The 26,432-nt window shown below is 55.6% G+C and carries 25 protein-coding genes and 4 tRNA genes; 1 reads left to right on the forward strand and 28 read right to left on the reverse strand.

All coding sequences use genetic code 11. The features are described from left to right. Positions 1-21 precede the first annotated feature (21 nt). The 13 genes from rseP to PGY33_RS00365 form a co-directional block, all read right to left on the reverse strand. Positions 22-1,062 (reverse strand): RIP metalloprotease RseP, encoded by a 1,041-nt coding sequence (gene rseP, locus PGY33_RS00305; RefSeq protein WP_270476859.1) that lies wholly within the window; start codon positions 1,060-1,062, stop codon positions 22-24. A gap of 17 nt (positions 1,063-1,079) precedes the next feature. Next, positions 1,080-2,216 carry a 1-deoxy-D-xylulose-5-phosphate reductoisomerase gene (locus tag PGY33_RS00310; RefSeq protein WP_418986412.1) on the reverse strand — a complete coding sequence of 379 codons (1,137 nt, stop codon included), beginning with the start codon at positions 2,214-2,216 and terminating at the stop codon, positions 1,080-1,082. 129 nt (positions 2,217-2,345) lie between these two features. Next, positions 2,346-3,164 (reverse strand): phosphatidate cytidylyltransferase, encoded by an 819-nt coding sequence (locus tag PGY33_RS00315; protein ID WP_117491075.1) that lies wholly within the window; start codon positions 3,162-3,164, stop codon positions 2,346-2,348. A 23-nt stretch (positions 3,165-3,187) separates the two neighbouring features. Next, on the reverse strand, positions 3,188-3,937 hold the full coding sequence (locus PGY33_RS00320) for an isoprenyl transferase (RefSeq protein ID WP_270476861.1): 750 nt from the start codon (positions 3,935-3,937) through the stop codon (positions 3,188-3,190). Between the two features lie 384 nt (positions 3,938-4,321). Then, positions 4,322-4,876 carry a ribosome recycling factor gene (frr, locus tag PGY33_RS00325; protein ID WP_118285359.1) on the reverse strand — a complete coding sequence of 185 codons (555 nt, stop codon included), beginning with the start codon at positions 4,874-4,876 and terminating at the stop codon, positions 4,322-4,324. Then, on the reverse strand, positions 4,876-5,598 hold the full coding sequence (pyrH, locus tag PGY33_RS00330; protein WP_110436479.1) for a UMP kinase: 723 nt from the start codon (positions 5,596-5,598) through the stop codon (positions 4,876-4,878). Before pyrH ends, frr begins: the two co-directional genes overlap by 1 nt. 819 nt (positions 5,599-6,417) lie before the next feature. Continuing rightward, positions 6,418-7,350 carry a myo-inosose-2 dehydratase gene (gene iolE, locus PGY33_RS00335; protein ID WP_110436478.1) on the reverse strand — a complete coding sequence of 311 codons (933 nt, stop codon included), beginning with the start codon at positions 7,348-7,350 and terminating at the stop codon, positions 6,418-6,420. A gap of 246 nt (positions 7,351-7,596) precedes the next feature. Then, positions 7,597-8,769 (reverse strand): NAD(P)-dependent malic enzyme, encoded by a 1,173-nt coding sequence (locus PGY33_RS00340; protein WP_116704966.1) that lies wholly within the window; start codon positions 8,767-8,769, stop codon positions 7,597-7,599. Between the two features lie 497 nt (positions 8,770-9,266). Continuing rightward, positions 9,267-10,625 carry an MATE family efflux transporter gene (locus PGY33_RS00345; protein ID WP_118480418.1) on the reverse strand — a complete coding sequence of 453 codons (1,359 nt, stop codon included), beginning with the start codon at positions 10,623-10,625 and terminating at the stop codon, positions 9,267-9,269. Between the two features lie 95 nt (positions 10,626-10,720). After that, entirely contained in the window at positions 10,721-11,353 is a 633-nt protein-coding gene (locus PGY33_RS00350; protein ID WP_118480416.1) for a hypothetical protein, read from the reverse strand. Between the two features lie 23 nt (positions 11,354-11,376). Then, a complete protein-coding gene (locus tag PGY33_RS00355) occupies positions 11,377-11,991 on the reverse strand; it encodes a hypothetical protein (RefSeq protein ID WP_118480414.1) in 615 nt (204 codons plus the stop codon). Between the two features lie 180 nt (positions 11,992-12,171). After that, complete coding sequence (locus PGY33_RS00360; RefSeq protein WP_118480412.1) at positions 12,172-13,143, reverse strand: transketolase family protein; 972 nt, start codon at positions 13,141-13,143, stop codon at positions 12,172-12,174. Between the two features lie 15 nt (positions 13,144-13,158). Further along, positions 13,159-14,010 carry a transketolase gene (locus PGY33_RS00365; protein ID WP_117491065.1) on the reverse strand — a complete coding sequence of 284 codons (852 nt, stop codon included), beginning with the start codon at positions 14,008-14,010 and terminating at the stop codon, positions 13,159-13,161. Between the two features lie 591 nt (positions 14,011-14,601). Here PGY33_RS00365 and PGY33_RS00370 point away from each other — a divergent pair. After that, positions 14,602-15,357, forward strand: coding sequence for a DeoR/GlpR family DNA-binding transcription regulator (locus PGY33_RS00370; protein WP_117491063.1), 756 nt, complete (start codon positions 14,602-14,604; stop codon positions 15,355-15,357). 281 nt (positions 15,358-15,638) lie between these two features. Here PGY33_RS00370 and PGY33_RS00375 read toward each other — a convergent pair whose 3' ends face one another. From PGY33_RS00375 to PGY33_RS00445, 15 genes are all read right to left on the reverse strand, one after another. Then, positions 15,639-16,088: a TspO/MBR family protein gene (locus PGY33_RS00375; RefSeq protein ID WP_270476863.1), complete on the reverse strand. Its 450-nt coding sequence runs from the start codon at positions 16,086-16,088 to the stop codon at positions 15,639-15,641. A 51-nt stretch (positions 16,089-16,139) separates the two neighbouring features. Then, on the reverse strand, positions 16,140-16,796 hold the full coding sequence (locus PGY33_RS00380; RefSeq protein ID WP_270476865.1) for an ABC-2 transporter permease: 657 nt from the start codon (positions 16,794-16,796) through the stop codon (positions 16,140-16,142). After that, positions 16,793-17,641, reverse strand: coding sequence for an ABC transporter ATP-binding protein (locus tag PGY33_RS00385; RefSeq protein ID WP_270476866.1), 849 nt, complete (start codon positions 17,639-17,641; stop codon positions 16,793-16,795). Before PGY33_RS00385 ends, PGY33_RS00380 begins: the two co-directional genes overlap by 4 nt. Next, positions 17,638-18,018: a GntR family transcriptional regulator gene (locus PGY33_RS00390; protein WP_270476867.1), complete on the reverse strand. Its 381-nt coding sequence runs from the start codon at positions 18,016-18,018 to the stop codon at positions 17,638-17,640. The genes PGY33_RS00385 and PGY33_RS00390 overlap by 4 nt, the downstream gene beginning before the upstream one ends. 778 nt (positions 18,019-18,796) lie before the next feature. Beyond that, a complete protein-coding gene (locus tag PGY33_RS00395) occupies positions 18,797-19,144 on the reverse strand; it encodes a cupin domain-containing protein (RefSeq protein ID WP_118480404.1) in 348 nt (115 codons plus the stop codon). 146 nt (positions 19,145-19,290) lie between these two features. Beyond that, positions 19,291-21,342, reverse strand: coding sequence for a HAMP domain-containing sensor histidine kinase (locus PGY33_RS00400; protein ID WP_270476869.1), 2,052 nt, complete (start codon positions 21,340-21,342; stop codon positions 19,291-19,293). A 2-nt stretch (positions 21,343-21,344) separates the two neighbouring features. Beyond that, positions 21,345-22,031 carry a response regulator transcription factor gene (locus PGY33_RS00405; protein ID WP_442865556.1) on the reverse strand — a complete coding sequence of 229 codons (687 nt, stop codon included), beginning with the start codon at positions 22,029-22,031 and terminating at the stop codon, positions 21,345-21,347. Between the two features lie 136 nt (positions 22,032-22,167). Continuing rightward, positions 22,168-22,752: an S-layer homology domain-containing protein gene (locus PGY33_RS00410; protein ID WP_270476872.1), complete on the reverse strand. Its 585-nt coding sequence runs from the start codon at positions 22,750-22,752 to the stop codon at positions 22,168-22,170. Positions 22,753-22,905: 153 nt separating this feature from the next. Further along, positions 22,906-22,979, reverse strand: a tRNA-Cys gene (locus tag PGY33_RS00415). A 3-nt stretch (positions 22,980-22,982) separates the two neighbouring features. Further along, a tRNA-Gly gene (locus PGY33_RS00420) sits at positions 22,983-23,058 on the reverse strand. Between the two features lie 213 nt (positions 23,059-23,271). Then, positions 23,272-23,347, reverse strand: a tRNA-Phe gene (locus PGY33_RS00425). A gap of 30 nt (positions 23,348-23,377) precedes the next feature. Beyond that, positions 23,378-23,454 (reverse strand) — tRNA-Asp (locus PGY33_RS00430). A 110-nt stretch (positions 23,455-23,564) separates the two neighbouring features. Continuing rightward, positions 23,565-24,446, reverse strand: a complete 882-nt coding sequence (hslO, locus tag PGY33_RS00435; RefSeq protein WP_270476873.1) for an Hsp33 family molecular chaperone HslO — start codon at positions 24,444-24,446, stop codon at positions 23,565-23,567. Between the two features lie 3 nt (positions 24,447-24,449). Then, positions 24,450-25,187, reverse strand: a complete 738-nt coding sequence (locus PGY33_RS00440) for a class I SAM-dependent DNA methyltransferase (protein ID WP_118360405.1) — start codon at positions 25,185-25,187, stop codon at positions 24,450-24,452. Next, a complete protein-coding gene (locus PGY33_RS00445; RefSeq protein ID WP_110436460.1) occupies positions 25,180-25,494 on the reverse strand; it encodes a YerC/YecD family TrpR-related protein in 315 nt (104 codons plus the stop codon). Before PGY33_RS00445 ends, PGY33_RS00440 begins: the two co-directional genes overlap by 8 nt. Between the last annotated feature and the right edge of the window lie 938 nt (positions 25,495-26,432).

Consider the following 26,432-nt stretch of genomic DNA (forward strand, 5'->3'; position numbering starts at 1 on the left):
TCCATTTTCCATTCTCAATTCTCAATTACTGCGCATAAAAATGCGCAGTACGTCCTGCCCGGTCACATACACCATCAGCATAAGCAGCAGCATGAGTCCTGCCGCGTGCACATAGCCCTCGTACTTGGGCGGCACAGGCTTGCGGCGAATGCCCTCGATGATGAGGAACACGAGCCGACCGCCGTCCAGGGCGGGCAGCGGCAGCAGGTTCATCACGCCGAGGTTGATCGAGATAAATGCCACAAGCTGGAAGAACGAAATCATGCTGTACTTGGCGGTATCCGCCATGACCTCAGCCACGCCGACCGGACCGGAAAGCTGATCCACGCCGACCTGTCCGCTGACGAGCATGCCCACGCTCGACCAGACGAGCCGCGCGTAGTTGACGGCGGTGCGCACGCTCATGCTGAGGTGCATGCCAAGGCTGTCGGGCAGCTCCGCAAAGGTGATGCCGATGCGCTTGTTGCCGTTCGCATCGGTGACTGTCGCCTCCAGCTTGACGGATGGCAGCGTCACCTTTTCACCGTTGCGGCGCACGGTAATTTCATGCGTGGTCGAGCCGGTGCGCGCAAGCGCGGTATCGAAATCCGTCCGCACGAGGATGTGGTAGCCGTCGATTTTCAGAATCTCGTCGCCTGCCTCCAGACCGCCGTCTGCGGCGGCGGTGCTCGCCGGATTGACCTCGCTGATGGTGGAGACGATATAGCCGCCGTTCGGTCCGTTCGGACGCATGACCGCCAGCACGATGAGGAATCCCACGAGGAAATTCATCAGCGCGCCCGCGCACACGATGAGCATGCGGCGCGGCAGCTTCGCCTTGCCGAAGGCGTGCTCATTTTCACTTTCACCGTCCTCGCCCTCCATGACGCACGCGCCGCCGAACGGCAGCAGCTTCAGGCAGTACAGCGTGCCTTTATACTCGTGCTTGAGGAGGGTCGGGCCCATGCCGATCCAGAATTCGTTGACCTGCACACCGCCGCGCTTGGCGGTGATGAAATGTCCGAACTCATGCACGATGACCAGCACGCCGAAGGCGAGGATTGCCAGAATGATTTGCAGCAAAGCATAGCTCCTTTCGGTCAGCCGAGTACGATCTCGCGCGCGGCTTTGTCCGCCGCCAGAACGTCGTCCAGCGTGATGTCCTTCTTGTACGGAATGGTATCGAGTGCGTATGCAACGCGCTCTGCGATGTCGGTAAAACCGATCTTACCGTTCAAAAACAGACCGACTGCGGCCTCATTTGCACCGTTGAGCACAGCGCCGCGGTCGCCCTTGAGGGAGGCGGCGTGCTTGGCGAGGTTCAGCGCCGGAAACGCCTCATAGTCGGGTGCGTAGAACGTTAGCTTTGCGACCTCCGCGAGCGACATGCGCGGCACCTTGCACGGCACACGCTGCGGCCACGTCAGCGCCAGCTGAATCGGCAGGCGCATATCCGGCAGACCGAGCTGCGCGATTACCGCTCCGTCCGCAAACTCCACCGCCGAGTGCACAATGCTCTCGCGGTGGACGACAATTTCGATGTCCTCCGGCGGCAGATCATACAACCACATGGCTTCGATCAGCTCCAGACCCTTGTTCATCATGGTCGCAGAGTCGATCGTGATCTTTGCCCCCATGCTCCAGTTCGGGTGTGCAAGTGCCTGCTCGCGCGTCATGCCGCGCATTTCCTCGATTTTTTTACCGAAGAACGGACCGCCGGAGGCTGTCAGCAGGATTTTGTCGATCGGGTTGCCGTTTGCCGCCTGCACGCACTGGAAGATCGCCGAATGCTCGGAATCCACCGGCAGGATGCGCACGCCGTACTGCTTTGCAGCGCTCATCACCAGACCACCCGCGCACACGAGCGTCTCCTTGTTCGCCAGCGCGATATCCTTGCCCGCCTTGATGGCCGCCATCGTCGGCAGCAGGCCGACCATGCCGACAACCGCCGTCACCACGATGTCCGCGCCGCTCTCGGCGGCACAGGCGATCAGACCGTCCATACCGGTCAGAACCTCAATATCCGTGTCCGCCAGCTTGATTTTCAGCTCCTTGGCTGCGTTTTCGTCCATCGCGCAGACCATTTTCGGATGCAGGGCACGCGCCTGCTCCTCCAATAAGTTTATGCGCCGGTTGGTCGTCAATGCGACGACTTCGGCGTCGATCGAAGGCAGAATATCGACCGTTTGCGTGCCGATCGAACCCGTTGAACCTAAAATCGCAATCTTCTTCATTATTTTTCTCCTGTTAAACGATTTGGGATAATGGATAATTGAAAATGGAAAATTGAAAATGGAAAATTGAAAATTATGGTGCCGTGCAAAGCGCGATACCACAATTCCCCATTCTCCATTCTCAATTTTCAATTACCAAATGACTCTAAAGAGCAATTCCGCGAACGGCGCCACGAACAGCACACTGTCGAAGCGGTCAAGCACTCCTCCGTGGCCCGGAAAAATATGTCCATAATCCTTAATGCCGGTCTGGCGCTTGATGACCGAGAACGACAGGTCGCCGATCTCTCCGAGCACCGCGCCGACTGCACCGAGCACGACCGCCGACCAGAGCGGCATTTCAAGGTCAAGCGTCCGGTTCATAATCACAGCCGCGATCAGCACGAGGACGGCACCGCCGACCACGCCGCCGACGGCGCCCTCTACCGTCTTTTTCGGGCTGACGACCGGCGCCAGCTTATGCTTGCCGAACAGCATGCCCGAGAACAGAGCGCAGGTGTCCGCGCCCCAGGCCGCGAGCAGCGGCAGCAGCACGATGAACGAACCGTGGTGGTAGTGCATCTGGAAAATGCGCAGCAGGCTGAGCAGCAGATACGGCACGACAAGTCCGCCGAAAAATGCCCACGAGACCTGCGAAGCCTTCATGACGTCATGATATTTCAGCTCAATCGCAAACGAACCGAACAGCAGCACCAGCACCAGTCCCTGCATCACGCTCTCGAGCCGCAGCGGCAGGATGCTGAAATGACCGACAGCCAGTCCCAGCGAGACGGCCATTGCGAGCAGCAGTTCCAAGTGGTTGCGCACCAGTTTTGTCGAGCCGAGCACCTCATAGGTGGCGAACACGCACAGCGCCGCCACGACAAGCTCCAGCACGATCGGCGGGAACACATACAGCGCCAGCAGCACAAAGGCAAAGCCGAACACGCCAAACAATACTCTTGCTTTCATACGTTTATCACCCTAATTGGATATTATACGCCGCCGAAACGACGGTTTCTGTTGTTAAAATTGTCGATTGCCGCATCCAGATCGGTGGTTTTGAAGTCCGGCCACAGCACATCGGTGAAGTAGTACTCCGAGTAGGCGGACTGCCACAGCAGGAAGTTGGACGTGCGGATCTCGCCCGAAGGACGGATGATGAGGTCGGGATCGGGCATATGCGCGGTGTACAGGTTGGCGGTGATGGTATCCTCGGTGATATCCTCAGGTGCCAGCTCGCCGTTCTTCACCCGCTCCGCGATGGCACGGACGGCGTTTTTGATCTCGTCACGGCCGCCGTAATTGATGCACAGCGAAGCTGTTGCCGCGTCCGGTCCCAGCCGATCGGCAATCGCGTCCACCTCCGCGATCTGCGCGCGGATATCCTCCGGCAGAACGGTCAGATCGCCTAACACGCGCACGGCAACGCCGCGCTCGAACATGGTTTCCGCCGCTTCCTTCAGATAGGAGCGGAACAGGTTCATCAGCGCATCGACTTCATCCTGCGGACGCTTCCAGTTTTCGGTAGAGAATGCATAGACCGTGAAATACTGCACGCCGATGTCCTTGCAGTAGGTGGCAATGGTGCGGAACGTCTCCGCGCCGACCTTGTGACCGGCCTTGCGCGGCAGACCGCGTTTCTTGGCCCAGCGGCCGTTGCCGTCCATGATGACCGCAATATGACGCGGCACCGGACGGTTTTCGGGCGCGTTTTCCTTCTTTTTTCGTGTGAACAGACCCAACCTGTTTCCTCCCTGTTTATCCCTCTTGCGGCAGATTTTCCTGCCAATTTCATGCAAAAGGGCGACGAATCCGCCGCCCCCAATAAACTCTTGCACACGCTGCTTGCAGCGCATAAAATCCCGATTTGCTTGCAAATCGTACCCACATGGCAGGATTTCATTCAGGAATCCGAGCCATTGGCTCGCCCGCAGGCGACCGCCGCTCTGCGGCGGCATCCAATCGCGGCACTCTGTGCCGCACAAAAAGGCCCAGCTTTGCCGGGTCTTTTTGTCCCCCGACCCAGCGCCCGTGGGGCGCGTCATTCGGGTATCGAAGTGCGGTTTCCCCGGAACCGCACTTCGTATATAGGGGGCTTGTGAAGCCCCCTATAAGCGCAGCGGAAGTTATACTTCCGCAAGCTCCTTAGACTTCTTAGCGACCATAGCGTCGATTTCCTTGACGTACTTATCGGTCAGCTTCTGCATCTTGTCCTCGCCGTCGTGCAGCTCGTCCTCGGTGATCTCGCTCTTCTTCTGCGCTGCCTTGAACTTGTCCAGTGCATCGCGGCGGATGTTGCGGAGCGCAACCTTTGCCTCCTCACCAGTCTTGGAAACGCCCTTGATAAGCTCCTTGCGGCGCTCCTCGGTCAGCGGCGGGAAGTTCAGACGGATCTGCTTGCCGTCGTTCTGCGGGTTGATGCCGAGGTCGGAGACCTGGATCGCCTTCTCGATGGCCTTGAGCACCGAGCCGTCCCACGGCTGGATGGCCAGCGTGCGCGGGTCGGGAGTAGAGATTGCCGCAACCTGATTCAGCGGGGTCGGTGCACCGTAATACTCAACGGTGATCTTATCGAGAACCGCCGGGTTTGCGCGGCCTGCGCGGACTGCTGCCAGCTCCTTGGAGAGCACGTCCAGCGTTTTCTGCATTTTTGCCTCGTGGGACTTGATCTGTTCCTTCATTATTTTACCTCCTCAACGATCGTGCCGATCTTTTCGCCGTTAACAGCGCGGTGAATATTTTCGGGGTCGGAAAGCGCGAATACCAGAATCGGGATATGGTTATCCATGGACAGCGAGGTCGCGGTGGAGTCCATAACGCCGAGGCCCTGATTGAGCACGTCCATGTAGCTCAGGTGGTCGTACTTCTTGGCATCCGGGTTGACAGCCGGGTCGGAATCGTACACGCCGTCTACGTTCTTTGCCAGCAGGATAACATCCGCGCCGATCTCTGCCGCACGCAGAACCGCTGCGGTGTCGGTCGAGAAGAACGGGCAGCCGGTGCCGCAGCCGAAGATAACGACACGGCCCTTTTCGAGGTGACGGGTCGCGCGGGAACGGATGTACGGCTCAGCGATCTTGTTCATCTCGATAGCGGTCTGTACGCGAACGTCCACGCCGCGCTGCTCCAGTGCATCCTGCAGAGCCAGTGCGTTGATGGTGGTTGCCAGCATGCCCATGTGGTCCGCGCGGGTGCGCTCCATCTTGCCGCCGCCGTCCTTTACGCCGCGCCAGAAGTTGCCGCCGCCGACAACAATGCCGATCTCGCAGCCTTCTTCGTTGCATTTTTTAATCACATCGCATACCGGACCGATGACATCAAAGTTCAGGCCGAAATGCTTATCGCCCGCAAGGGCTTCGCCGCTGATCTTAATCAGTACGCGCTTATATTTCTGTGCTTCCATGCTCCACACTCCTTATTCTATTCCTGTTTACTATTCTACCCTATTTTCGGAGAATTTGCAACGATTTATATAGCGGCAAATGAATAAAAGGCGAAGCGGTTTGCGCCCTCCGGACGGTTGCAGGCTCCCCTGAAAGGGGAGCTGGCGCAGCTTGCTGCGACTGAGGGGTTTCGGCACCGGTTTTTCGGGGCATCCGAACCGCGCAGGCGGTTCACCGCTTCCGGGCGAAGAGTTGCGCCGTAGACTGCGGCGGGGATTGTCGCTACGCGCGGCATAACAGTGCCGCGCAACTCGTTTTCCGGCACAAACCGGCTGCAATCGCAGGATTTGGATAATCTGCACAGGTAAAAATGTTGCGCGTCACGGGTATGCCGCGCCTGCGTAGACTAAACCGTATGTGTAGCAGAAAGGTATCTGACATTGCGTATAGGTAAAGAAATGGGCAGACACATTGGTCTGCCCCTACGGAACGGTAACCCGACTGCCGTTCCCCTTTTTCATGCTTACGCAGTCTACCATCTGCACCCAAGCCCTTGCGGGAAAAGGGGTGATTCACAAGAGGGTGGAAAACCGCAGGTTGTCTACCCTCTTGTGCGCCCGCCGCGCGCAGCGGCAACATTCCCGCACGCCGCAGCGTGCGAAATCCTCTGCCGTGGGTACGGCAAACCCCTCCACCGCCGTTCGGCGGTTCCCCTCTCCTTTCAGGGGAGGCTTCCGGTCGGTGCAAACGGTTCTTAACGACATATATCCTTTGGGGAACGCAAAAAACCGAGGGCAAATGCCCTCGGTTTCGTGTTTTATTGCGCGATATGCGAAGAATTACTTCTTCAGAACAACCTCGCCGCCCAGACCGGTGTGTGCAGTGATGTACTCACGGCCCATCTTAGCGTACTCGAACGGATTAGCCTTAGCCGGATCCTGCTCTGCCTCTACCATGATCCAGCCGGTGTAGCCAGCCTTGTCAAGCAGATCGAATACAGCGTCGAACTCTACGCAGCCGTCCGGATCGCCCGGTACGGTGAAAGCGCCTGCGCGAACTGCATCCAGGAAGGACCAGTGCTCAGCGCGAGCCTTCTCAACCAGCGGCATACGCATGTTCTTCAGATGAACGTGACCAACACGGTCAGCGAACTTCTCGAGCATCTTTACCGGATCCTCGCCAGCGAAGGTGAAGTGACCGGTATCGAAGCACAGGAATACATACTTCGGGTCGGTGTTCTCCATCAGGCGGGTAGTCTCCTCAACGGTCTGGCATACGGTGCCCATGTGATGATGGAAGCAGGTGCGGATGCCGTACTTCTCCATGGACAGCTTGCCCAGCTTGTTCAGGCCGGTGGTGAAGCGATCCCACTCCTCGTCGGTCAGAACGCGCTTCTTGTCGTCCAGAACCGGCGTATCGAGCTGACCCTGAATAGAACCGGACTGCTCGGATACGTTGATAGCGGTAGCGCCAACGTAGGACAGGTAATCCAGCTCCTTGATGAACTCAGCCTCTACTTCTTCGTACGGCTTGTCAACCAGGAAAGAGGAGAACCACTTGGAAGCGATGGTCAGGTTGCGGGCGTCCAGCATGTGCTTGAGGACGGTCTTGTCCTCCGGATACTTATGGCCTACTTCGCAGCCGTCGAAACCAGCGAGCTTCATCTCAGAGATGCACTGCTGGAAGGTGTTCTCGTCGCCGAGATCCCACATATCATCATTGGACCAGCCGATCGGGCAGATACCCAGTCTTACTTTCTTCGGATCTAACATAGTTATTCCCTCCATAATCTTCTCTCTGCGTCTGCGCAGAACAAACGCATTTTTGTTATTCTTATTGTACCCTTATGCACTGTAAATGTCAAACGCATTTTTTCACAAAGCCGAGTTGTGCAATCCGCTGTTTTTGTCATTCCGCGAACTTGTGCGTGTGCGTGCACGCACTTTTGCGCAAAAACCGCGCGAGATTGTTCCCGCGCGGTTGATTTTGTCTTATCTGTAACTTTTCGTCTGCTGCGCTCAGATACGGGCCACACCGGAATCGCGGGCAGCCTGTGCAACGGCATCTGCTACCGAACGGATGACCTTTTTGTCAAACGCCATCGGCATGATATACTCCGCGTTCAGCTCCTCATCGGAAACGCAGGCCGCGATCGCCTTAGCCGCTGCCAGCTTCATCTCCTCGTTGATGTCGCTTGCGCGAACATCAAGTGCGCCACGGAAAATACCCGGGAACGCAAGCACGTTGTTGATCTGGTTCGGATAGTCCGAACGGCCGGTGCCGACAACGGCAGCGCCGCCCTTTTTTGCGTCCTCCGGCCAGATTTCGGGCACCGGATTTGCCATAGCGAATACCATCGGGTCCTTTGCCATGGTGGAGACCATCTCGGCTGTGAGCACCTGCGGCGCGGACATGCCGAAGAATACGTCCGCACCCTTGACAGCATCGGCCAGCGTTCCTGTCATGTGCTCGCGGTTGGTGACCTTGGCCATCTCCTGCTGTGCCGGATTCAGACGCTCATCGCCCTCGCAGACGATGCCGAAGCGCTCAACCATCGTGATGTGCTTGACGCCGAGGAACATCAGGAACTTGGTAACGGCGATAGCAGCCGCGCCGCAGCCGTTGACAACCATCTTGATCTCATCCACCTTGCGGCCGGTCAGGCGGCAGGCGTTGAGCAGAGCTGCACCGCAGCAGACAGCCGTGCCATGCTGGTCATCGTGGAATACCGGAATGTCGCAGACCTCCTTGAGTCGGCGCTCGATCTCAAAGCAGCGCGGAGCCGCGATGTCCTCGAGGTTGATGCCGCCGAACGAGCCGGAGATCAGCTGAATGGTGCGGACGATCTCGTCCACATCCTTGGAAGCCACACAGAGCGGGAACGCGTCCACGTCAGCGAACGCCTTGAACAGCGCACACTTGCCCTCCATAACCGGCATGCCGGCAATCGGACCAATATCGCCCAGACCGAGCACCGCGGTGCCGTCCGTGATGACCGCAACCAGATTGTGGCGGCGCGTATAGGTGTAGCTGAGAGACGGATCGTCCTTGATCTTGAGGCACGGCTCGGCAACACCCGGCGTGTACGCGATCGACAGATCGTCCTTGCTGTTTACCTCACAGCGGGCTACGACCTCAATCTTGCCGCCCCATTTTTCGTGTGCCTGCAGTGCGCGTTCCTTAACGTCCATGTTCTGTTCCTCCGTTATCGTTCTTGTTCCGTTCGACGGAAAGAGTTTTCTATCTTACCTTATTATACAGAGTAGAAATGCGTTCGTAAAGGGGTAGTTTGTACAAAGAGCGGGAAGTAATTGAGAATGGAGGATGAAAGACGGAGAATGAACGTAATGATTCATCGTGTTTCTCCGTTTTTCATATTATCATAAAGGTACACCGCAGGGTGCGACAAGGTGAATTGCCCAAAGGGCAAAAGAAGGTGCCCTGGGGTACGACCTCGGCGCACCGCATCTAACGATTAGTACATGTTACCCCCGTAGGGGAGCACATTGTGCTCCCACACAACGTAAAATCAAACGGTTCTCGGGCGAACAATGTTCGCCCCTACGGTTAGGTCTGTGCAGACGGGTTACAGACGGTGCGCCGAGTCGTCGCACCCTACGATTTAGATTTTATGTGTAATGTAACAACATGAAGAAGGTTAAACTTCTCATGCTCTTCACTCTTCACTCTACTTGCAGCATTGTTTCGCCACCAGCTTCGGCAAGAGGAACATGGCCGCGCAGCCGGAGAACACCGCCGACACGACATCGGACAGCGGCTCAGAAAACATAACGGCTGTTGCCCCGAAAATCGGCGGCAGGACGAACACGCTGATGAGGAAAATACCCTTGCGGAGCATGGAAAACGTCAGTCCCCATTTGACAAGGCCCATGCCGGTCATGCCGTCCACAAACGGGTACTGGATGGTCAGTCCGAGCACGCCGAGCGAGTAGGTGCGGATCATATACGCCGCCATGTCAATATACGCCGGGTCTTTGGTGAAGATTTTGACAAAAGCGCCCGAGACCGTCTGCGCGAGCAGGAACATGATGCCGCAGAACACGAGGCACAGCAGCACAATGCACCGGAACGCCTTCATGACGCGTTTTTCGTCGCACGCGCCGTAGTTATAGCCGAGAATGGACTGCGTGCCCGCCGTCATTCCGCCGAGCGGCATGGTGATGACGAGCATGAAGCTCTGCATGATGGCAGCACATGCGATGAGCATATCGCTGTCTGCGCCGCCGTATTTGCGCAGCATGACATTGATGGAGATGAGCAGCACGTTATCGAGCGCGATGATGAGCGCGGGCGACAAGCCGACCTGCACGATACGGCGCATCCAGCCAAAATTGACCGGCTGACGGGTAATGCGGACAGCGGCTCTGTCGCTGAACAGAAACCGCAGAATGTACACCGTCGAGCACGCCTGCGACAGCACGGTTGCAAGAGCGGCTCCGCGCACACCCATGTGCAGCGCAAAAATGAACACCGGGTCAAGTGCGATATTTACGGCCGCTCCGAGCATAACCGACCGCATTGCGGTACCGGAAAATCCCTGACTCATTGTAATTTGATTGAGTCCGTAGCTCAGCAATGCGAACACAGTGCCGGAAACGTAGGTCGTAAAATACGCCTGCGCGTAATCCCACAGGACCTCGCTGCAGCCGAACGCGAACAGGATCTGCCTCTTGAAAATAAGCAGCGGCACGGTCGCCAGCACGCTCAGCGCCAGCAAAAGATAAAAGCTGTTCGTGATGATCTGACGGGCACCGTCCATGTCGCGCCGCCCCATGCGGATGCTCATCAGCGGTCCGCCGCCGAAGCCGATGAGCGCACCGATGGCGGTTATCATGGTCACCACAGGCGCGCACACGCCGACACCGGCCAGCGCCGCATCGCCCGCGCCCGCGATGTGGCCGACATACATGCGATCGACCACGCTGTATAGAATATTGACAAACTGTGCCAGCATGGCCGGTATCGCCAGCTGCAAGACCAGCTTTCCTACCGGCGCCGTGCCCAGTGGGCTGTCTGTTTGGGACATGGTTCTCTCCCCTTTCCGCTCCCTCTATTATAGTGAAATTCGCGGTTGGCGTAAAGAGAAAAAATGCCCTGACGAGAGGTCAGGGCATTTCGCGTTTACAGATTATCGTTCTTTACAAATTTTACGGTATATGCCTCCGCATAGCTGCTGTATTTGACCGCCGAACTGTTTTCCGGGTCAGCGAACGCGTCAATCGCCACCAGAATCTGTGTTCCGTCTGTACGGAATGTGCGTACAAGCAGTGGAATCTCCACATCGACCGCCAGATCGTCAATCTTTTCCTCCTGCATGGCCACCGCCGAGGTCAGCCACTCCGTCGGCAGACCGCTCAGCGCAGGAGATTCCGCAAACTGTATAGAATTTCCCGATTCCGGTGTCTGCGCATCAATGATAACGATATATTCCGCATTGAGTACATCACTCTCCGGCTGAAATCGAATCGTTCCCTCGTTTTCTTCGACTTTATCCAAATTAACGGTAAACGTCCCGCCCTCGTTCTCCCATGCGCTGCCGTCCCAGATGTAACGCCGGAACTCCATTCCGTTTACATCCGCATGATTGCCGGCAAAATCGTACTTCACCGCCATATCCATCTGCGGTCCATCGGTTTTCCGCTCCACCGGCGTGATGGAAATCGTATTATCCGCCGGCTGTGTCTCTGCCTTCCCGCACCCGCTCAAAATCCCCACAAGAGCCAGTGCCAGTCCTGCTGCGTATCGTTTTTTCATGTGGTACACCTCCGTTTCAGCATTTACATTTCATAGCAGAAAATTACAGTGTACGCTTCCGCATACACGCTTTTCTGTACGGCTTTGCTGTTTTCCGGTTCCAAAAACGCATCAATAGATACCGGAATGATCGTACCGTCCGTGCGGAACACACGCACGAGCAACGGAATTTCCGTGTCGACTGCCAAGTCATTGACAGGTTCCTCCCATGCAGCAACAGTTGCCGTCAATCCCTCCATCGGCAGACTGTTTCTCTCGGGCGAATCCATAACCTGTGCATATCCGCCAAGCTGTGGCGAATCCATTCCAATCTTATAGTTCGCATTCGCCGCATCGCCGTCACGCTCGAATTTGATCGTGCCCTTGCCGCTGCCCAGTGTCGCCGAACAACGCAACCCAAACGTGGCATCCTCATCTTTCTGCCATGTGCTGCCATCCCATATATAACAGCCAAACAATACGCCCTCGGCTTCGCTCCTGTGGCCGGAAAAATTATACTCAATCAGTCTGCCACTCTGGTCTGCGGTCGTTTCCTCCACCGGTGTAAGGCTGATTGTGTTGTCTGCCGCCGTTTGTCCGCACCCGCTCAAAATCCCCACAAGAGCCAGTGCCAGTCCTGCCGCGTACCGTTTTTTCATGCGGTACACCTCCTCCTTTTACTGTTGTGCTTACAGTGTAGCAGATTTGGGTGATATTGTCTATTTCCAGACCATGCAAAATCTGCGTTTGCTTCTGTGCAATGTAACGACAAAAAAGCGTTCCGACATACGTCGGAACGCTTTTCGATGCAATTTTACTTCGCGTATCTGCGGGAAAACTTAGCCGTTCTTGCGAGCGATAGCCTTCTTAGCAGCCTCTACGATGTGAGCAGCGGTCAGACCGTACTCCTCGCGCAGGAAGGACTCAGCGCCTACCTGGCCGAAGCGATCCTCAACGCCTACCATCTCCATCGGAACCGGGTTGTTCTTGATAACAACGTTAGCAACAGCAGAACCCAGACCAACCTTTACCTGATGGTTCTCAGCGGTTACGATAGCGCCGCACTCAGCAGCGGAATCGAGGATGAGCTGCTCGTCGAGCGGCTTCCAGGTGAACATATCGATAACCTTGGCAGAGATACCCTCAGCAGCCAGCTGCTCCTGAGCCTTCAGTGCCTCGTCTACCATGATGCCGGAAGCGATGATAGCTACGTCCTTGCCTTCCTTCAGGGTAACGCCCTTGCCGATCTCGAAGTCAGAGCCATCGCCGTAAACGGTGGTGAAGCCCTTGCGGATCATGCGCATGTAGGAGAACTTGCCGGATGCTGCCAGCTTCTTGGTCAGGCAGTTGATCTGAGCGTAGTCAACCGGGTCGATGACAACTGCTTCCGGTACGGACATGTACAGAGCGCAGTCCTCGAACGGCATGTGGGTACCGCCGTTGTATGCAGCGCATACGCCGGGGTCGGAACCGATAACGTGTACCGGCAGCTTAGCGTAAGCTGCGGACATGAATGCCTGGTCAAATGCACGGCGGGAAGCGAAGCAGCCGAAGGAGTGCATGAATACGGTGCGGCCGGTAGCAACCAGACCTGCAGCAACGCCCATAGCGTTAGCCTCTGCGATACCTGCGTTTACGGTCTGCTCCGGGAAAGCCTTAGCCAGCTTGCCGGTATTGATGCAGTTCTCGAGGTCGCAGTCAACGTGCATAACCTTGCTGTCCTTCTCCATCAGGTCCAGCATAGCGGTAACAAAACCGTCACGGTTGTTACGAGAATCCTTCTCGTGCTTGCCAATCAAAGTAAAGCTCATGTTCAATACCCTCCCTTACTGTGCCTTGATCTCAGCGAGCTTCTTCTCAGCAGCAGCAATGGCTTCATCCCACTGCTCCTTAGTCGGCTGAGAGGAGTGCGCGCCAGTGCCTTCAGCAAAGGTGGCGCCCAGGCCCTTAACGGTGTTCAGGACGATGCAAGTCGGTACGCCCTTGGTGTCGTAAGCGAGCTGAACAGCGTCGTAGATCTGCTCTACGTCATTGCCGTCCTGCAGCTCGATCACGTTCCAGCCAAATGCTGCGAACTTAGCACCGATGCCCTTGCCGTGGCTCATAACCTTGTCAACCGCACCGTCGAGCTGGTACTTGTTGTCGTCTACGAAGCAAACGAGGTTGTCCAGCTTGTAGTGAGCTGCGAACTGAGCAGCCTCCCAAACCTGGCCCTCATCGCACTCGCCGTCGCCAACGAATACGAATACATGGCTGTCGCGGCCGTCGAGCTTGTTGCCCAGAGCAGCACCGGTAGCGGTGGACATGCCCTGACCGAGAGAACCGGTCGTCAGGTCAACACCGGGGGTCTTGGTGCGGTCGGTATGGGACGGGAAATTGGTGTGCGGCTGATTGAGGGTATAAGCGTCCTCGATCGGGTAGAAACCCTTCAGACCGAGGGTAGCGTACATAGCCGGACCAGCGTGGCCCTTGGACAGCACGCACCAGTCACGATCTTCCCAATGCGGGTTCTTCGGATCAACCTTCATTACTTCGCCGTACAGAACTGCCAGCGCATCAATAACGGACATTGCACCCGGAACGTGGCCGAAGCCAAGCGAACCGACGGTCTTCAGGGTCTCCACACGGATTTCCTGAGCAAATACACGAAGCTCCTGCATCTTTTCTGCTTTCTGCATTGCATACACCTGCCTAATTCAAAATATAATTTTCTCTCCGCGGAACAGGTTCCAGCGTACAGCGGCACAATGCCACTGTTTTACGAATACAAGTGTATCACCAAACCGCCAAAATTTCAACCGAAATTCCTGCATTTGTTCGCAAAATTCCAATTTCATTCAAACGCCTTATGGAAAATATCTAATTTATTTCGAGTAAAATTAGGTAATTTGTTGGTTATCTGCTGGTTATATGTATTTATTTTGTTGGTAAACCTCTTGCAAAACGGTAAAAATATATTTTCAAAAGGGGTATCCCGCCCTGTTTCTGCTGTTTGTCTGCGTATCCCTCTCCCCGCAGACGGGTTACCGCTCCTCTCCCCGCTCACTGCCAGAAATTATTTTCAAAAGGCGGTTTTACGGATTTTACTCACTTTCTATCGTTCTTTACCGAGAGTTTTCATGTATTTTCGACCTTTTCCGCCAAATTCACGCCATATTCTCATTCTTTGGAGCGGTGGACATTTGGTTACAAATTTGATAAACTAAAGAAAACATTGTGGATACATTCGGATACTACTGGGCGGATATTATTATGTGGGAGCTGTGAATATGAAAGTCAGCCGTCTCAATTCGATAGAGCAATATGTCATCTCGCGCGAGACCGTCAGCATTGACGAGCTGTGCGAGGTTTTTGGCGTGTCCAAGAATACCATCCGCCGCGACCTGAACGAGCTTGAGCAGCGCGGCCACATCACCAAGGTATACGGCGGCGTGACCGCTACGGTTCCCTCGGGTGCCGTGCCGACGCCCATCCGTTCGGGTCTCAACCAGATCGACAAGTCTCTCATCGGCCGTCTGGCCGCCGAGGAGGTCGCGGATGGCGATACCATTTTTATCGACTCCGGCACGACCACCCTGTGTCTGCTGCGGTTTCTTGTGGCAAAGAAGCGAATTACGATCATCACCCACTCGCTCGGCGCGCTGAGCGAGGCCTCCAAGTACGATAACCTTAATATTATCTCGCTCGGCGGCATTTACAGCCCGACTACGGATTCGTTTGTCGGCCTGTCCGCGATCGAAGCGCTGTCCACCATGCGTATCAACAAGGCGTTCATGGGCGCGACCGGCGTGTCGCTGACTGCAGGCATGACCAACACCACCTTCCTCGAAGCCGAGATCAAGCGTGCCGTTGTTCACCGCGCGGATAACATCTACGGCATGGTCGATTCGTCCAAGATCGGCAAGGAAGCGATTGTCACGTTCTGCCACCTCAAGGACCTGACCGCGTTCATCACCGACTGCGAACCGCCGAAGGAGTACGTTGATCTGTGCAATGCAGAAAACGTAAAACTGAGATATGAGTAACGTAAAGGGAGCAAATCACACGATTTGCTCCCTTTTATTTTTTCCAAACGTATAATCTTAGCAGCTCGCACGTCAGTGCATATTCAATAGAATTTGCCATGCAAATTCATAAAAACCGGGAGCATGTATCTCGATTTTTATACCCTAAGAGGGAGAAAGTTTCCGCATGGGAACTTTCGGACGACTTTGGAACGGCCTACGGTCCGTTCCTGCTTGTCGGCGGAACTGTAGTTCCACGACAGCCTCGTAGAGGGAGCAAATCACACGATTTGCTCCCTTTTTCATTTATTCAGGAACCAGACTCCGGCATTGAGATAAGCCGCGTACACCAGCCAGACCAGGTATGGCACGAGCAGCCATCCCGCCTGCTTGTCAATTCGGTAAAACGCCCTTGCGGTGACGAGCACGAGTGCCAGCAGCAGAATCAGCCACCAGAACGCCGTTCCGTACAGTCCAACGCGAAAAAACAGCAGCGGCCACACGAAATTCACTGCAAGCTGCGTGTAATACAGCGCAAGCGCGTTGCTTCGCTCCGGCGAACCGGACTGCCGCACGCGCAGGCTCGCCCAGCCCATGAGCACATAGAGAATCGTCCACGCAATGGGGAATATCCATGCCGGCGGTGCAAACGGCGGCTGCACCAGCGCCGCATACTGCGACATACTCCCCATCGTCAGCCAGGCCGCAAGTCCACCGACCGCCAGAGGCAGTGTAAAGCTGAAAATCTTCATTCTCCGTCCCTCCCGTTCCTATTTATATGGAGCGAGAGGTATTTTATGCATTTACAGCTCTCTTTTTCGGTAAATGCCCACACCGATGCGCCAGCATACCGCGTACACGATGGCACCGACAATCACCAGTCCGCCGAAGAACGCCGTAAGCTGTCCGACCGACCAGCTGTCCATGCCGCCGAGAGCCTGCACAAGTTTATTGAACGCCGGATGCTTTTTGACGACGGTCAGCAGGATGATCGGCACCCACACCACGCCAATGAGGAAATACCGTCCGCGATCCGGACCAAACCGCAGGATGAGCGCCATGTCAATGCCGGTCAGTGCCAGACCAACCGCTTCGCACGCCAGCAGACCGAGCATATTCTCTGCCATTGCATTGCCGTAAAAAATATCCATACTCGCAATGTACGCGGTTCCCAGCAGGAAAGTTACCAGATTCACCAGCAGACAGAGCACAAATTTACTGCTCACCACGTCTTTTCGGGAGATGGGCAGCGACAGACTGAGCTTATCCCAGCCGTAGGCTCGGTCACTGCTCATCAGCGTTGCGGGCACCATCAGCGACAGCATCACCAGAATAAACGACACGAACGACGCATTGTTTTCCCACGTCAGTGAAGCCACCGCAATGACAGCCACCACTATCAAAATTGCCTTCATCGACCGGCGCAGATTCATCCAGTCCGCATACAACATTGCTTTCATCTTGCGTCCTCCCCTCTCGTCAGGAACAGCATGATCTGTTCGATGTTGACCGGCTCAACCGACCAGTTCTCCGGTACGCCGTCACGTCTTACCAAGGCTTCACAGCCGAACGTGCCCACGCGCTTTGCCCGCACGGCAGACGGGTCAAGGGCGTTCAGCTGATCGGCGGTGCAGCGCAGTATACCGCAGGTGTCGAGCAGCTCGTCGCGCGGCTCGCTCAGCAGCACCTCGCCCTTGTGGATGAAAGTGATCTCGTCCGCGATTTTGTCCAAATCGCTCGTGATATGACTGGACAACAAAATCGCGTGATTTTCGTCCTGCATGAAGTCGTACAGCAGATTGAGCACCTCATCCCGCACGACCGGGTCAAGACCGCTCGTCGGCTCGTCAAGCAGCAGCAGCTCCGCGTCATGCGACAGCGCTGCCGCGATATTCAGCTTGGTTTTCATGCCCTTGGAGTAGTCCCTGATGGCCTTCTCTCGGTCAATGCCGAATTTTTCGATGTACGACGCAAACTGCTCCGCGTTCCAGTTTTTGTACGCTCTGCCGAGCAGCGTGCTCACCTGTGCGGCGCTCATCGCGCTCGGGAAACCGCCGTCCTCGAGCACCACGCCGATCTTCTCACGGACGGACGGATTCGAGCCATGTTCCCCCAGCACGGCAATCTCGCCGCTGTCCGGCCGGATGAGGTCGAGCACCGCCTTGATGGTCGTTGTCTTTCCGGCGCCGTTTTCTCCTATTAAACCCATTACCGTGCCTCTCGGCAGGGTAAATCCCACATTGCGGAGCGCAAAGCCGCCGTATTTCTTGCAGACGTCGTACAGCTCCAGTGCATTCTCTCTCATAATCCTTCCTCCTCAAACAGTGTCCGTGCCAGCTCTGCGAACTCGTCCGCAGACAGTCCGGCCAGTCTTGCCGCCTGCACCGCGTCCGTCAGGTGGTCTTCCACCGTGCGAAGCTGCGCTTCCCGCAGACGTTCGCTGCTGACCGGTGCAACAAAGCTGCCGCGTCCGGTCTGGCTGGTGATAAGGCCCTCGCGCTCAAGCTCCTCATACGCACGCTTGGTCGTGATAACGCTGATGCGCAGCTTCTTCGCCAGCAGGCGCATAGACGGCAGCGCCTCCCCCGGCTGCAGCTCTCCGCCGAGGATTTTCGCCTTGATCTGACGTGTGATCTGCTCGTAGATCGGCGTGCTGTCCATGTTGGATACTATGATGTCCATGCCGTCCCTCCCTCTTTTATTGTATATACTCATTATATACAATATGAGCAATATGTCAAGGGATAGATTTCCACCAGACGCGATTTTTCACAAACGAAGCGGTTTGAGAGACGGCGGTTTTTCACACGCTCAACGCAAAGCACAATTCCCGCCGAAAAATTTTATAGTATTTTCATACAAACTGCCGAACATTTTTTCTTGCATTTCGACGAAAATCACGCTATACTGTAATTGTTCAAAGAAAGTGCTTAAAAACAGCACAAATGCTGCAAAACGCAGCTTTACTAATTGACTATCTCTCTTTTTCCTTTCTTTTTTACTCTTTTCTTCTTTGTGATCGGATCACACCTCCCGATCACAGCAAAGCAGGCTCGGTTTTATCCGAGCCTGTTTTGTTTTTGTCTGAAATTTTATTTTCCGTGTTGCAAACGGAGAATTGAAAACAGAAAATAAATGATGAATATAATGGTAAACCTCGTGAAAACGGCACCCGTTCTATATACTCCGTAGGGTTGAGTGCCCTCAGAGGGTGAATTGCCCAAAATGCAAGAGACCACTCCGGAGCGCCCCGCCATTTGTCAATTCATTTGCAAACACCTAACCGCAGGGCGCCCAAAACACCGTTAACCGGGCGCGTTCGGTCGTGCTGCGGGAGAACACTATGCTCCCCCGCGATACACCCTGCATAAACCAGAAAGAAACTGCGTTCATTCTCCATTCTCAATTACAAACAAAAAGAACCCGAAGCCAAGGCTTCGGGTTCTTTCCGTCTCTGCGCTTACTTCATAATAATCAGTGCCATGAACACGAGGTCGGTATCGCCGGTATTATCCAGCGCATGACCGGTGCCGTCCGGACAGAAGGTCACGTCGCCGGCCTTGACCGGATAGGACTTCTCACCGTCGTTATACGAGCCTTCACCGCTCAGGATGTAGTACGTCTCGGTCTCGCCGCGGTGCTCGTGGAAGCCGAGCGTGCAGTTCGGCTCGATGGTTACCTTTGCATACAGGCCGCACTTGCCGTCCAGCTCCTTCGCACCGAGCAGACGCTCGATGATAACGTGTCCCTTGCCGCCAGCCATCTGCTCTACCTTATCTACCTGATGTTCACTTGCAGTCGTAATCATAATTCTTTCCGCCTTTCTTGTCCCGGGCAATACCGCATGATTGAAGCTGTGGTGCTGCCCCTGCCGCTCACGCGGGTTCTTATCCAACTCCTATTATAGCGGTTGCAATCCAAATTACAAGATAAGATTTCCATTTCCGCAAAAATTTACTTTGCCGTCGTGCCATACACCGGAAAGCCGATACGCACCTTAAACTGATCGCCGTCCACCGAAACATCGAATGTGCCGCCGCAGGCTTCGGTATAGCTTTTTGCGATGGCGAGACCCAGACCGCTGCCCTCGGTCGAGCGCGCCGCGTCACCGCGGACAAACCGTTCGGTGATCTCATCGGCGGCAAAGTCCATCTCGTAGTTGGCGGTGTTTTTGAGTTCAATAATGGCCTGACCGTTCTCCTCTGCAACAGAGAGGAACACGCGCGTACCCTTGAGCGCATATTTCACGCAGTTGCCGATGAGATTCTCCAGCACGCGGGACAGCTTGCGCCCGTCCGCCCAAATGGGCAGCTCCCGCTCGGGAATGGCGGCTTTGACGGTCAAGCCGCTCTCCTGCACGGCCTTGTCCTGCTCTGCGAGCGCCTGCCGGGCGAGCGTGCACGCATCCAGCCGTTCGCTGATGATCTGCTCTGCGCCCGACTGCACCTTGGAGATATCGAACAGGTCGCTCGTCAGATTCTTGAGCCGCAGACCCTTTTGATAGATAATGCGGGCGTAATCGTTGGCTTCCTCCGGCGTTAAATCCATTTTACCGAGCAGATCGGAGTAGTTGAGGATGCTGGTCAGCGGCGTTTTCAAATCGTGGCTGACGTTGGTGATGAGCTCGCTTTTCATGCGCTCGGCGCGGACCTCGTTCTGCAGCGCCGCCTGCATACCGTCACCGAGCGAGTTAATATCCTCGGCCATTTCAGCGAACACGCCCTCCGGCATGTCGGTCAGCTTGAAGCTGAGATCACCCGCACGCAGCCGGCGCAGCGCGTCCACGATACGCTCAAAGCCGGTGATGCGTTTGATGAGAAAGTAACCTGCCGCGAGAAACCAGACCGCGCCGAGCACGAAGGCAAAAAACGAGCCGCCCACTCCGCCGAACACCGCCGCAAGGAACGCGAGAACAACCGAATACGCCGTAAAGAGCAGCACAACGTTGCGCGTTTTGTAGTCGCGGAACAGCATGCGGCGCAGTTTTCTGAAACTTTGCCGGATGCACTTGCATACCTTAATAAAGGTTCTCCAGCACCAGAGGATGAATCGAATCGACCAGCACTGCTTGACGAAGCTGCGGTTCTTGATCACACGCACGAGCGACAGCGTAAGTTCAAGTGCGAACGCAAACGCCGCGACGAAAAACAGGATGGACGGTACGAGCAATATCGACATATCGTTTGTGCCGTTCAGCAATTCACCCATCAGTGCCAGATTCAGTCCGCCCGCCGTGCCGAGCACCGCCCAGAAGCACAGCACGTTCACTTCCACCGGCAGACGGTCGATGGTGACAAGGTGCACGTCCTCATCCTCCGGCTTGCGGCCGGTGACGAACAGCAGATACACGAACAGCACCAGTGCAATGCACGTCAGCACAATCGCCCGATGGAGCACGCCGGTAATCTGCGTTTTCTGCATTTCCCACTCAGCCTTGATGGGAGCAGCCTGTGCGTCCGTGAAGCGCACCAGCAGCAGGGTGTTAGACGGGTACGGATTGAACTTATTGAACTTCCAGCCTTCCTCTGCCGCATCCTCCTCGGTGTAGTAGCCGTAACTGTCCGTTTCCTCATCGTAAACCGCAAGCGGATAGCCGTAGTACATTCCCACGTTGGACTGCACATTGCCACCCGGCCGTGTGATCATGTAAAACGCAGAATTTTTTGCCGCGGCTTCGGTCAGCGTGTCATCGCCGACCGTTTTATCGCCCATTCTGCCAAAATAGTTTCCCGCAAAATCCGTATGCTGCCTGCTGAATTCCGCTGCGTCCATGCCATCCTCAAACGCATTCGCCATTTCAGCACACATTATGCCGAGCTGCTGATGCATATAGGACGAGTCGGCAAAATCACCCTCAAAGCGATAGACCATTTGGTCAAGGCCGTTCGCGGCAAAATCTGTTATCGTGTTCTCAGCGAGAAACAGTGCACCTGCAAAGCACCCCACAATGCCTGCAAACGCGATAAGCTTTACTACCGTACTGCGTAAGATCCCCTTGATATTCATACTCACTTGCTCCTTTCGATCTTGTAGCCGACGCCCCACACCACCTTGAGGTAGCGCGGCTCCTTCGGGTTGATCTCTATCTTTTCGCGGATGTGCCGCACATGGACGGCAATGGCGTTGTCACTGACAATATCGTCATTCCACACCTGTCGGTAAATCTCCTCGGTGGAGAACACCCTTCCCGGGTGACGGCACAGCAGCTCAAGTATTTTGTATTCGAGCGGTGTGAGACGAACGGCTTCGCCGTCTACCGTCACGCTTTTGCTCTCGGTGTCGAGCACCAGTCCGCGGATGACGATCTGCGTTTCCTTTATCTGCATCGCGCCCAGCTGGGTATAGCGGCGCAGCTGGCTTTTCACGCGCGCGACCAGTTCGGACGGGTTGAACGGCTTTGTAATGTAATCATCCGCACCCGCGGTCAGTCCGAGGATTTTATCCGCGTCCTCGCTCTTGGCCGACAGCAGGATGATCGGCAGGTTTTTGCTTTCCCTTACCTTTAATAAGGTTTTGATGCCGTCCAGCTCGGGCATCATAATGTCAAGGATGATAAGGTGTACGTTCTCGGTCATGACGATGTCGAGCGCCTCCAGACCGTTGTACGCCTTGCGTACCAGATAGCCGTCCGCCTGCAGGAATATCGCAATGCTTTCCACGATTTCGCGGTCGTCGTCCACCACCAGAACAGTCAGCTTTTCCATTTCCCTTCCCCCTTTCGTTACTTCTATCTTACCACAGGTTTCTGTTGTTTTCCGCAGGGAATTTCTTTAGATTTTATGAAGATGAAAAAAAGTCCCTCGGGTGAGGGACTTTTTCTTTGCTGCGTGCTTACTTGCTGATTGCGTTGTAAATCATCTGCGCGGCATACTGACGCGGGAGTGCATCATCCGGCTTTGTAGTTACACAAGTCAAAAGACCTTCTGCATCTGCCAGCTTCAAGGTATTTTCCTTCCACTGTGCACCGGTCAGACCATCCTTCTGTACATCGTGACCGCTGTATACCAGCAGCATTTTTGCGGCTTCAGCCGTCGTTACAGACGCATTCGGTGCAAAAACCGTGCTCGACTTGCCGGAAACGATACCATAAGCCTGACAATACTTAACATAGCCGTTCGACCAGGTACCGGCCGTATCCGCAAACGTATCGGTCATATCCTTTGCGTAGTAAGACGCATCATCCGAACCGGTACGCAGTACGAACATCATCTTGGCCATCTGGGCACGGGTTACCGCCTTGTCCGGCTGAAACGAGCCGTCCTCAAAGCCCTTGATGACGTTCTTCTCGGTCAGGGTGTCGATGACCTTGCTGTCCACCTTGATGCTGCTCTGGTCGGTGAATGCTGCACCGGCAAAAGCTGTTGCTGCGCAGGCTGCCGCCATGCTCAGCGCGATCAGTCGCTTTCTGAGTGTCATATTAAATTCCTCCTTTTATTGCATGGACGCCGTAGTGCATCCATAGGTGGAATATAACACAGTCTGCTGTATTTGTCAACCTTTACCTGCATTTGTGCAAATTCGTGTGATTGTGTGCAAAACAAAAAGACTGATGTTTTCACATCAGTCTTTTGGAGGTACCACCCAGAATCGAACTGGGGATCAGGGAGTTGCAGTCCCACGCCTTACCGCTTGGCTATGGTACCATGTGGAGCGGCTGACGAGGCTCGAACTCGCTACCTCCACCTTGGCAAGGTGGCGCTCTACCAGATGAGCTACAGCCGCATATTTAGTTTTTCGCGCTAACGCGATTTTGTCAGTGCCGATTAGTTACCGGACGCTGCGAATTGAACGCTCACGGGCGGAATCGCTTTTGCTGCGGCAAAAGCCACGGCGGTTGAAACAATCCACCGGATTGTTTCCAAGAGCCGCCTTTCGATTCCTTAACCGAAAGGTAAGATTTATTCAAATGAGTGTCCAGACACTCATTTGAATAAATGGTGCCTCCGGGCGGAATCGAACCACCGACACGGGGATTTTCAGTCCCCTGCTCTACCGACTGAGCTACAGAGGCATATTTCTTCAATCGTTTCCGATTGAAGAATGGCGACCCGGATGGGACTTGAACCCACGGCCTCTAGCGTGACAGGCTAGCGCTCTAACCAACTGAGCTACCGGGCCAGGCCGTCGTCGCTGTTTCGTTTTCGTTTGTATCTCTCAGCGACGATGTTTATTATACAGAACCTGTGCCCAAATGTCAACACTTTTTTCAAAGTTTTTTTATTTTCTTTTTATTCCGTTGCGTGTGTTAAAAGCTCCTGCAACTCTGCGCGGCTGAAACGATAGATTTTATCACAAAACTGGCAGGTTACCTCACTATTTTCCTGTTCTTCCGCCATCTTGCAAAGTTCGGTTTTTCCCATGCTGATCAGGGCGCGCTCTACCTTTTCACGGCTGCACGCACAGCGGTAGCCGATTTCACTGGTCTGCAGAAAATCTACCTCAAAGCCATCGAGCACCGCGCGGATGATGTCCTCGAGGCTCATGCCCTTATCGAGCATAGCAGTCATGCTCTCCAGCTTTGCCAGATTGGCCTCCAGCTTGTCAATGTCGGAATCCTTCACGCCCGGCATCAGCTGCACGAGCCAGCCGCCGGCGCACTTGACCGAGCAGTCGGTATCCACGAGCACACCGAGCGCGCACGCAGACGGAATCTGCTCGCTCTCCGCGAAATAGCGGGTCAGGTCCTCGGCAATCTCGCCGTTGACGAGCGCAACCGTGCCCGTGATCGGGTCCTTCAGGCCAATGTCCTTAATCACCATCAGATAGCCGCGGCCGACACCGCCGCCTACATTCAGCTTGCCGTCCGCACGCAGCGGCAGATCGACAGCCGGGTCCTGCAGATAGCCGCGCACATAGCCGTCCGAATCACCGACGCAGACGATCGCGCCGAGCGGGCCGTTGCCCTTGATCTGCACGGTCACGGAGCCGTCCTCTACCTTGAGCTGGCTGCCCATGATGGCAGTTGCGGTCAGCGTTCGTCCGAGGGCTGCGGTAGCCAGCGGCGTGGTGCTGTGGATTTCGTGTGCGCGCTCGACCAGCTCGGTCGTGCTGGCTGCACAAATCTGGATGCCCGCATCACGGGCGATCGCGCGAAGTAACGTATCGCTCATAAGTTAATCTCTCTTTCGTGCTGTAAAGTAAATGCGGTCCTCGCCGCCCTGTACGGGCGCAAAGGACTGGTCGCCATAGGTTTTGATCTCGGTAAAACCGGCCTGCTCCAGCATGGCGGTCAGCTGTGCAGGCTCGTATATGCGCTCCTCGTGCGTTTCCTGCGCACGGTGCCACACATCGTCCTCCTGCTCGAAAATATCGAACTGGTAGGCGCACAGGCCGTCCTCGACCGCCGCCTGCCATACGCAGAATACGCCGTCGTCCTCGCGGACATAGCTTTCGCCATCAATGCGGGCGAATTTTTCCGGTGTGTTGATGTCGAATACGAACAGGCCGTCCGGATTGAGGAACGTGTGTACGCGCTCAAAGGCAGTCTGCAGTGCTTCCGGCTCAGTGACGTAGTTTACGCTGTCCAGACAGCACAGGCACGCGTCTACCGCGCCGTACAGGTCCAGTTCTTCCATGCGCTGATTGAGCAGCAGTGGACGCGGCTCGCAGTCCAGCGTGTTCTGCAGCGCCTGCATGAGCATTTCCGGCGATGCGTCCGCGCCGATCATATCATAGCCGCGCTGCGCCAGAATGCGCGTCAGACTTCCGGTTCCGCACGCCAGATCGAGCACCAGCGACGGCTTTACGCCTTCCCGCTCAAACAGGCGCTCGAAAAAGTCTGCCCATTCCTCGTAGCCCACGTCATCCGTGAAGCGGTCATAGTATTCCGACAGGGTTTCGTAACTATTCATGGCTCTCCTCTGCTGTTTCGTCCTCCTTGAGCCGGTCGAGCATCTTGCGGTAGCCGTCCGAGCCATACACAAGGCACTTGTTCACGCGGCTGATCGTCGCGGTGGACGCGCCGGTCTCCTGTACGATGTCACTGTAAATGCGGCCCTCATCCAGCATGCGCGCCACCTGAAAGCGCTGCACCATGGCACGCAGCTCGGCGATCGTGCACAGATCTTCAAAAAAGTCGTAGCAATCCTCGACCGTCTGCAGCTTGAGAATACCGCGAAACAGAATGTCCATATCCTCGTCCTTCAACTTTCGATTCATGGTCTATCCCTCCCTACATTCGTTTTTTCGCTCTTATACCCTGTATTATAGCACATCGCTTTTATAGTGTAAAGCGTAAAAATATTTGGTTTTCACGGGTGGACAGATGTCCGTGTGCGGCACTCTTTTTCGCTGCACCGGGCGATTGGGGCACCTGAACCGCGCAGGCGGTTCACCCTGTCCGGGCGGCAGTTTTTTCAGCACCGACTGAGCGGGGTGCGCGAACTGCGTCAGCGTGTTCGCCCTGACGGGGCGGCACCTTTTCTGCACCGGCTGAGCGGGGCACACGAACTGCGTTAGCGGGTTCGCCCCTAACGGGCGGGGAGTTTTCCGCTGAACCTCAGCGGGAGGATTCGCCGCCTGCGGACGGCGGGAGCGTGCCGCGCCCCGCGGCGGGGGCAAAAAGGAAGGACAACCTGCGGTTTTCCTTCCTCTTTGAACTCCTACCTTTCCCTTACTTCCTAATCTGGCGCAGATTACCAACATGTGACCGCTCCGAAACAGGGGTACGGCAGTCGGGTTACCGCAGCGTGTCTTTCTCCGCCTTTTCGCAGTTCACAGACAGCGTACTGCTACACAGGCGGTTTACTCTGCGCAGGCGCGACATAACAGTGTCGCGCAAGTCTTTAGCACGTTGTAACGCACGGCACCTGCGAATTTAGACGTTTGGTATAATTTATCCTCGCAGGTGCTGTCTATAATAACGCGCTGACGAGTTGCGCGGCACTGTCATGCCGCGCTCTGTGCAAAGTAGCCCGTATGTGTAGCAGAACACTATCTGACACTGCGAATATGTCTCGACACGGGAGCACACTGTGCTCCCCTACGATAGAAAAAATCCTCTGCCGTTCCCCTTTTCGCAGCGGTCACATGTAGGCAATCTGCGCCAGACCCTCTAAGGGAAAGGGGTGATTCACAAGAGGGTGGAAACCGCAGGT

Source organism: Butyricicoccus sp. AF18-9LB, from assembly GCF_027684505.1.
Classification (GTDB): domain Bacteria; phylum Bacillota; class Clostridia; order Oscillospirales; family Butyricicoccaceae; genus Agathobaculum; species Agathobaculum butyriciproducens.

Excerpts from the sequence above, each read along its gene's own strand:
- hslO (WP_270476873.1), bottom strand. The coding sequence starts at position 24,446 with ATGAGCGATACGTTACTTCGCGCGATCGCCCGTGATGCGGGCATCCAG.
- PGY33_RS00370 (WP_117491063.1), top strand. The coding sequence starts at position 14,602 with ATGAAAGTCAGCCGTCTCAATTCGATAGAGCAATATGTCATCTCGCGC.
- iolE (WP_110436478.1), bottom strand. The coding sequence starts at position 7,350 with ATGTTAGATCCGAAGAAAGTAAGACTGGGTATCTGCCCGATCGGCTGG.
- pyrH (WP_110436479.1), bottom strand. The coding sequence starts at position 5,598 with ATGGAAGCACAGAAATATAAGCGCGTACTGATTAAGATCAGCGGCGAA.
- PGY33_RS00410 (WP_270476872.1), bottom strand. The coding sequence starts at position 22,752 with ATGACACTCAGAAAGCGACTGATCGCGCTGAGCATGGCGGCAGCCTGC.
- PGY33_RS00355 (WP_118480414.1), bottom strand. The coding sequence starts at position 11,991 with ATGAAAAAACGGTACGCGGCAGGACTGGCACTGGCTCTTGTGGGGATT.
- PGY33_RS00390 (WP_270476867.1), bottom strand. The coding sequence starts at position 18,018 with ATGGACATCATAGTATCCAACATGGACAGCACGCCGATCTACGAGCAG.
- PGY33_RS00360 (WP_118480412.1), bottom strand. The coding sequence starts at position 13,143 with ATGAGCTTTACTTTGATTGGCAAGCACGAGAAGGATTCTCGTAACAAC.
- PGY33_RS00400 (WP_270476869.1), bottom strand. The coding sequence starts at position 21,342 with ATGAATATCAAGGGGATCTTACGCAGTACGGTAGTAAAGCTTATCGCG.
- PGY33_RS00345 (WP_118480418.1), bottom strand. The coding sequence starts at position 10,625 with ATGTCCCAAACAGACAGCCCACTGGGCACGGCGCCGGTAGGAAAGCTG.
- PGY33_RS00315 (WP_117491075.1), bottom strand. The coding sequence starts at position 3,164 with ATGAAAGCAAGAGTATTGTTTGGCGTGTTCGGCTTTGCCTTTGTGCTG.
- PGY33_RS00385 (WP_270476866.1), bottom strand. The coding sequence starts at position 17,641 with ATGAGAGAGAATGCACTGGAGCTGTACGACGTCTGCAAGAAATACGGC.
- PGY33_RS00350 (WP_118480416.1), bottom strand. The coding sequence starts at position 11,353 with ATGAAAAAACGATACGCAGCAGGACTGGCACTGGCTCTTGTGGGGATT.
- frr (WP_118285359.1), bottom strand. The coding sequence starts at position 4,876 with ATGAAGGAACAGATCAAGTCCCACGAGGCAAAAATGCAGAAAACGCTG.
- PGY33_RS00380 (WP_270476865.1), bottom strand. The coding sequence starts at position 16,796 with ATGAAAGCAATGTTGTATGCGGACTGGATGAATCTGCGCCGGTCGATG.
- PGY33_RS00365 (WP_117491065.1), bottom strand. The coding sequence starts at position 14,010 with ATGCAGAAAGCAGAAAAGATGCAGGAGCTTCGTGTATTTGCTCAGGAA.
- PGY33_RS00375 (WP_270476863.1), bottom strand. The coding sequence starts at position 16,088 with ATGAAGATTTTCAGCTTTACACTGCCTCTGGCGGTCGGTGGACTTGCG.
- PGY33_RS00395 (WP_118480404.1), bottom strand. The coding sequence starts at position 19,144 with ATGATTACGACTGCAAGTGAACATCAGGTAGATAAGGTAGAGCAGATG.
- PGY33_RS00340 (WP_116704966.1), bottom strand. The coding sequence starts at position 8,769 with ATGGACGTTAAGGAACGCGCACTGCAGGCACACGAAAAATGGGGCGGC.
- PGY33_RS00445 (WP_110436460.1), bottom strand. The coding sequence starts at position 25,494 with ATGAATCGAAAGTTGAAGGACGAGGATATGGACATTCTGTTTCGCGGT.
- PGY33_RS00440 (WP_118360405.1), bottom strand. The coding sequence starts at position 25,187 with ATGAATAGTTACGAAACCCTGTCGGAATACTATGACCGCTTCACGGAT.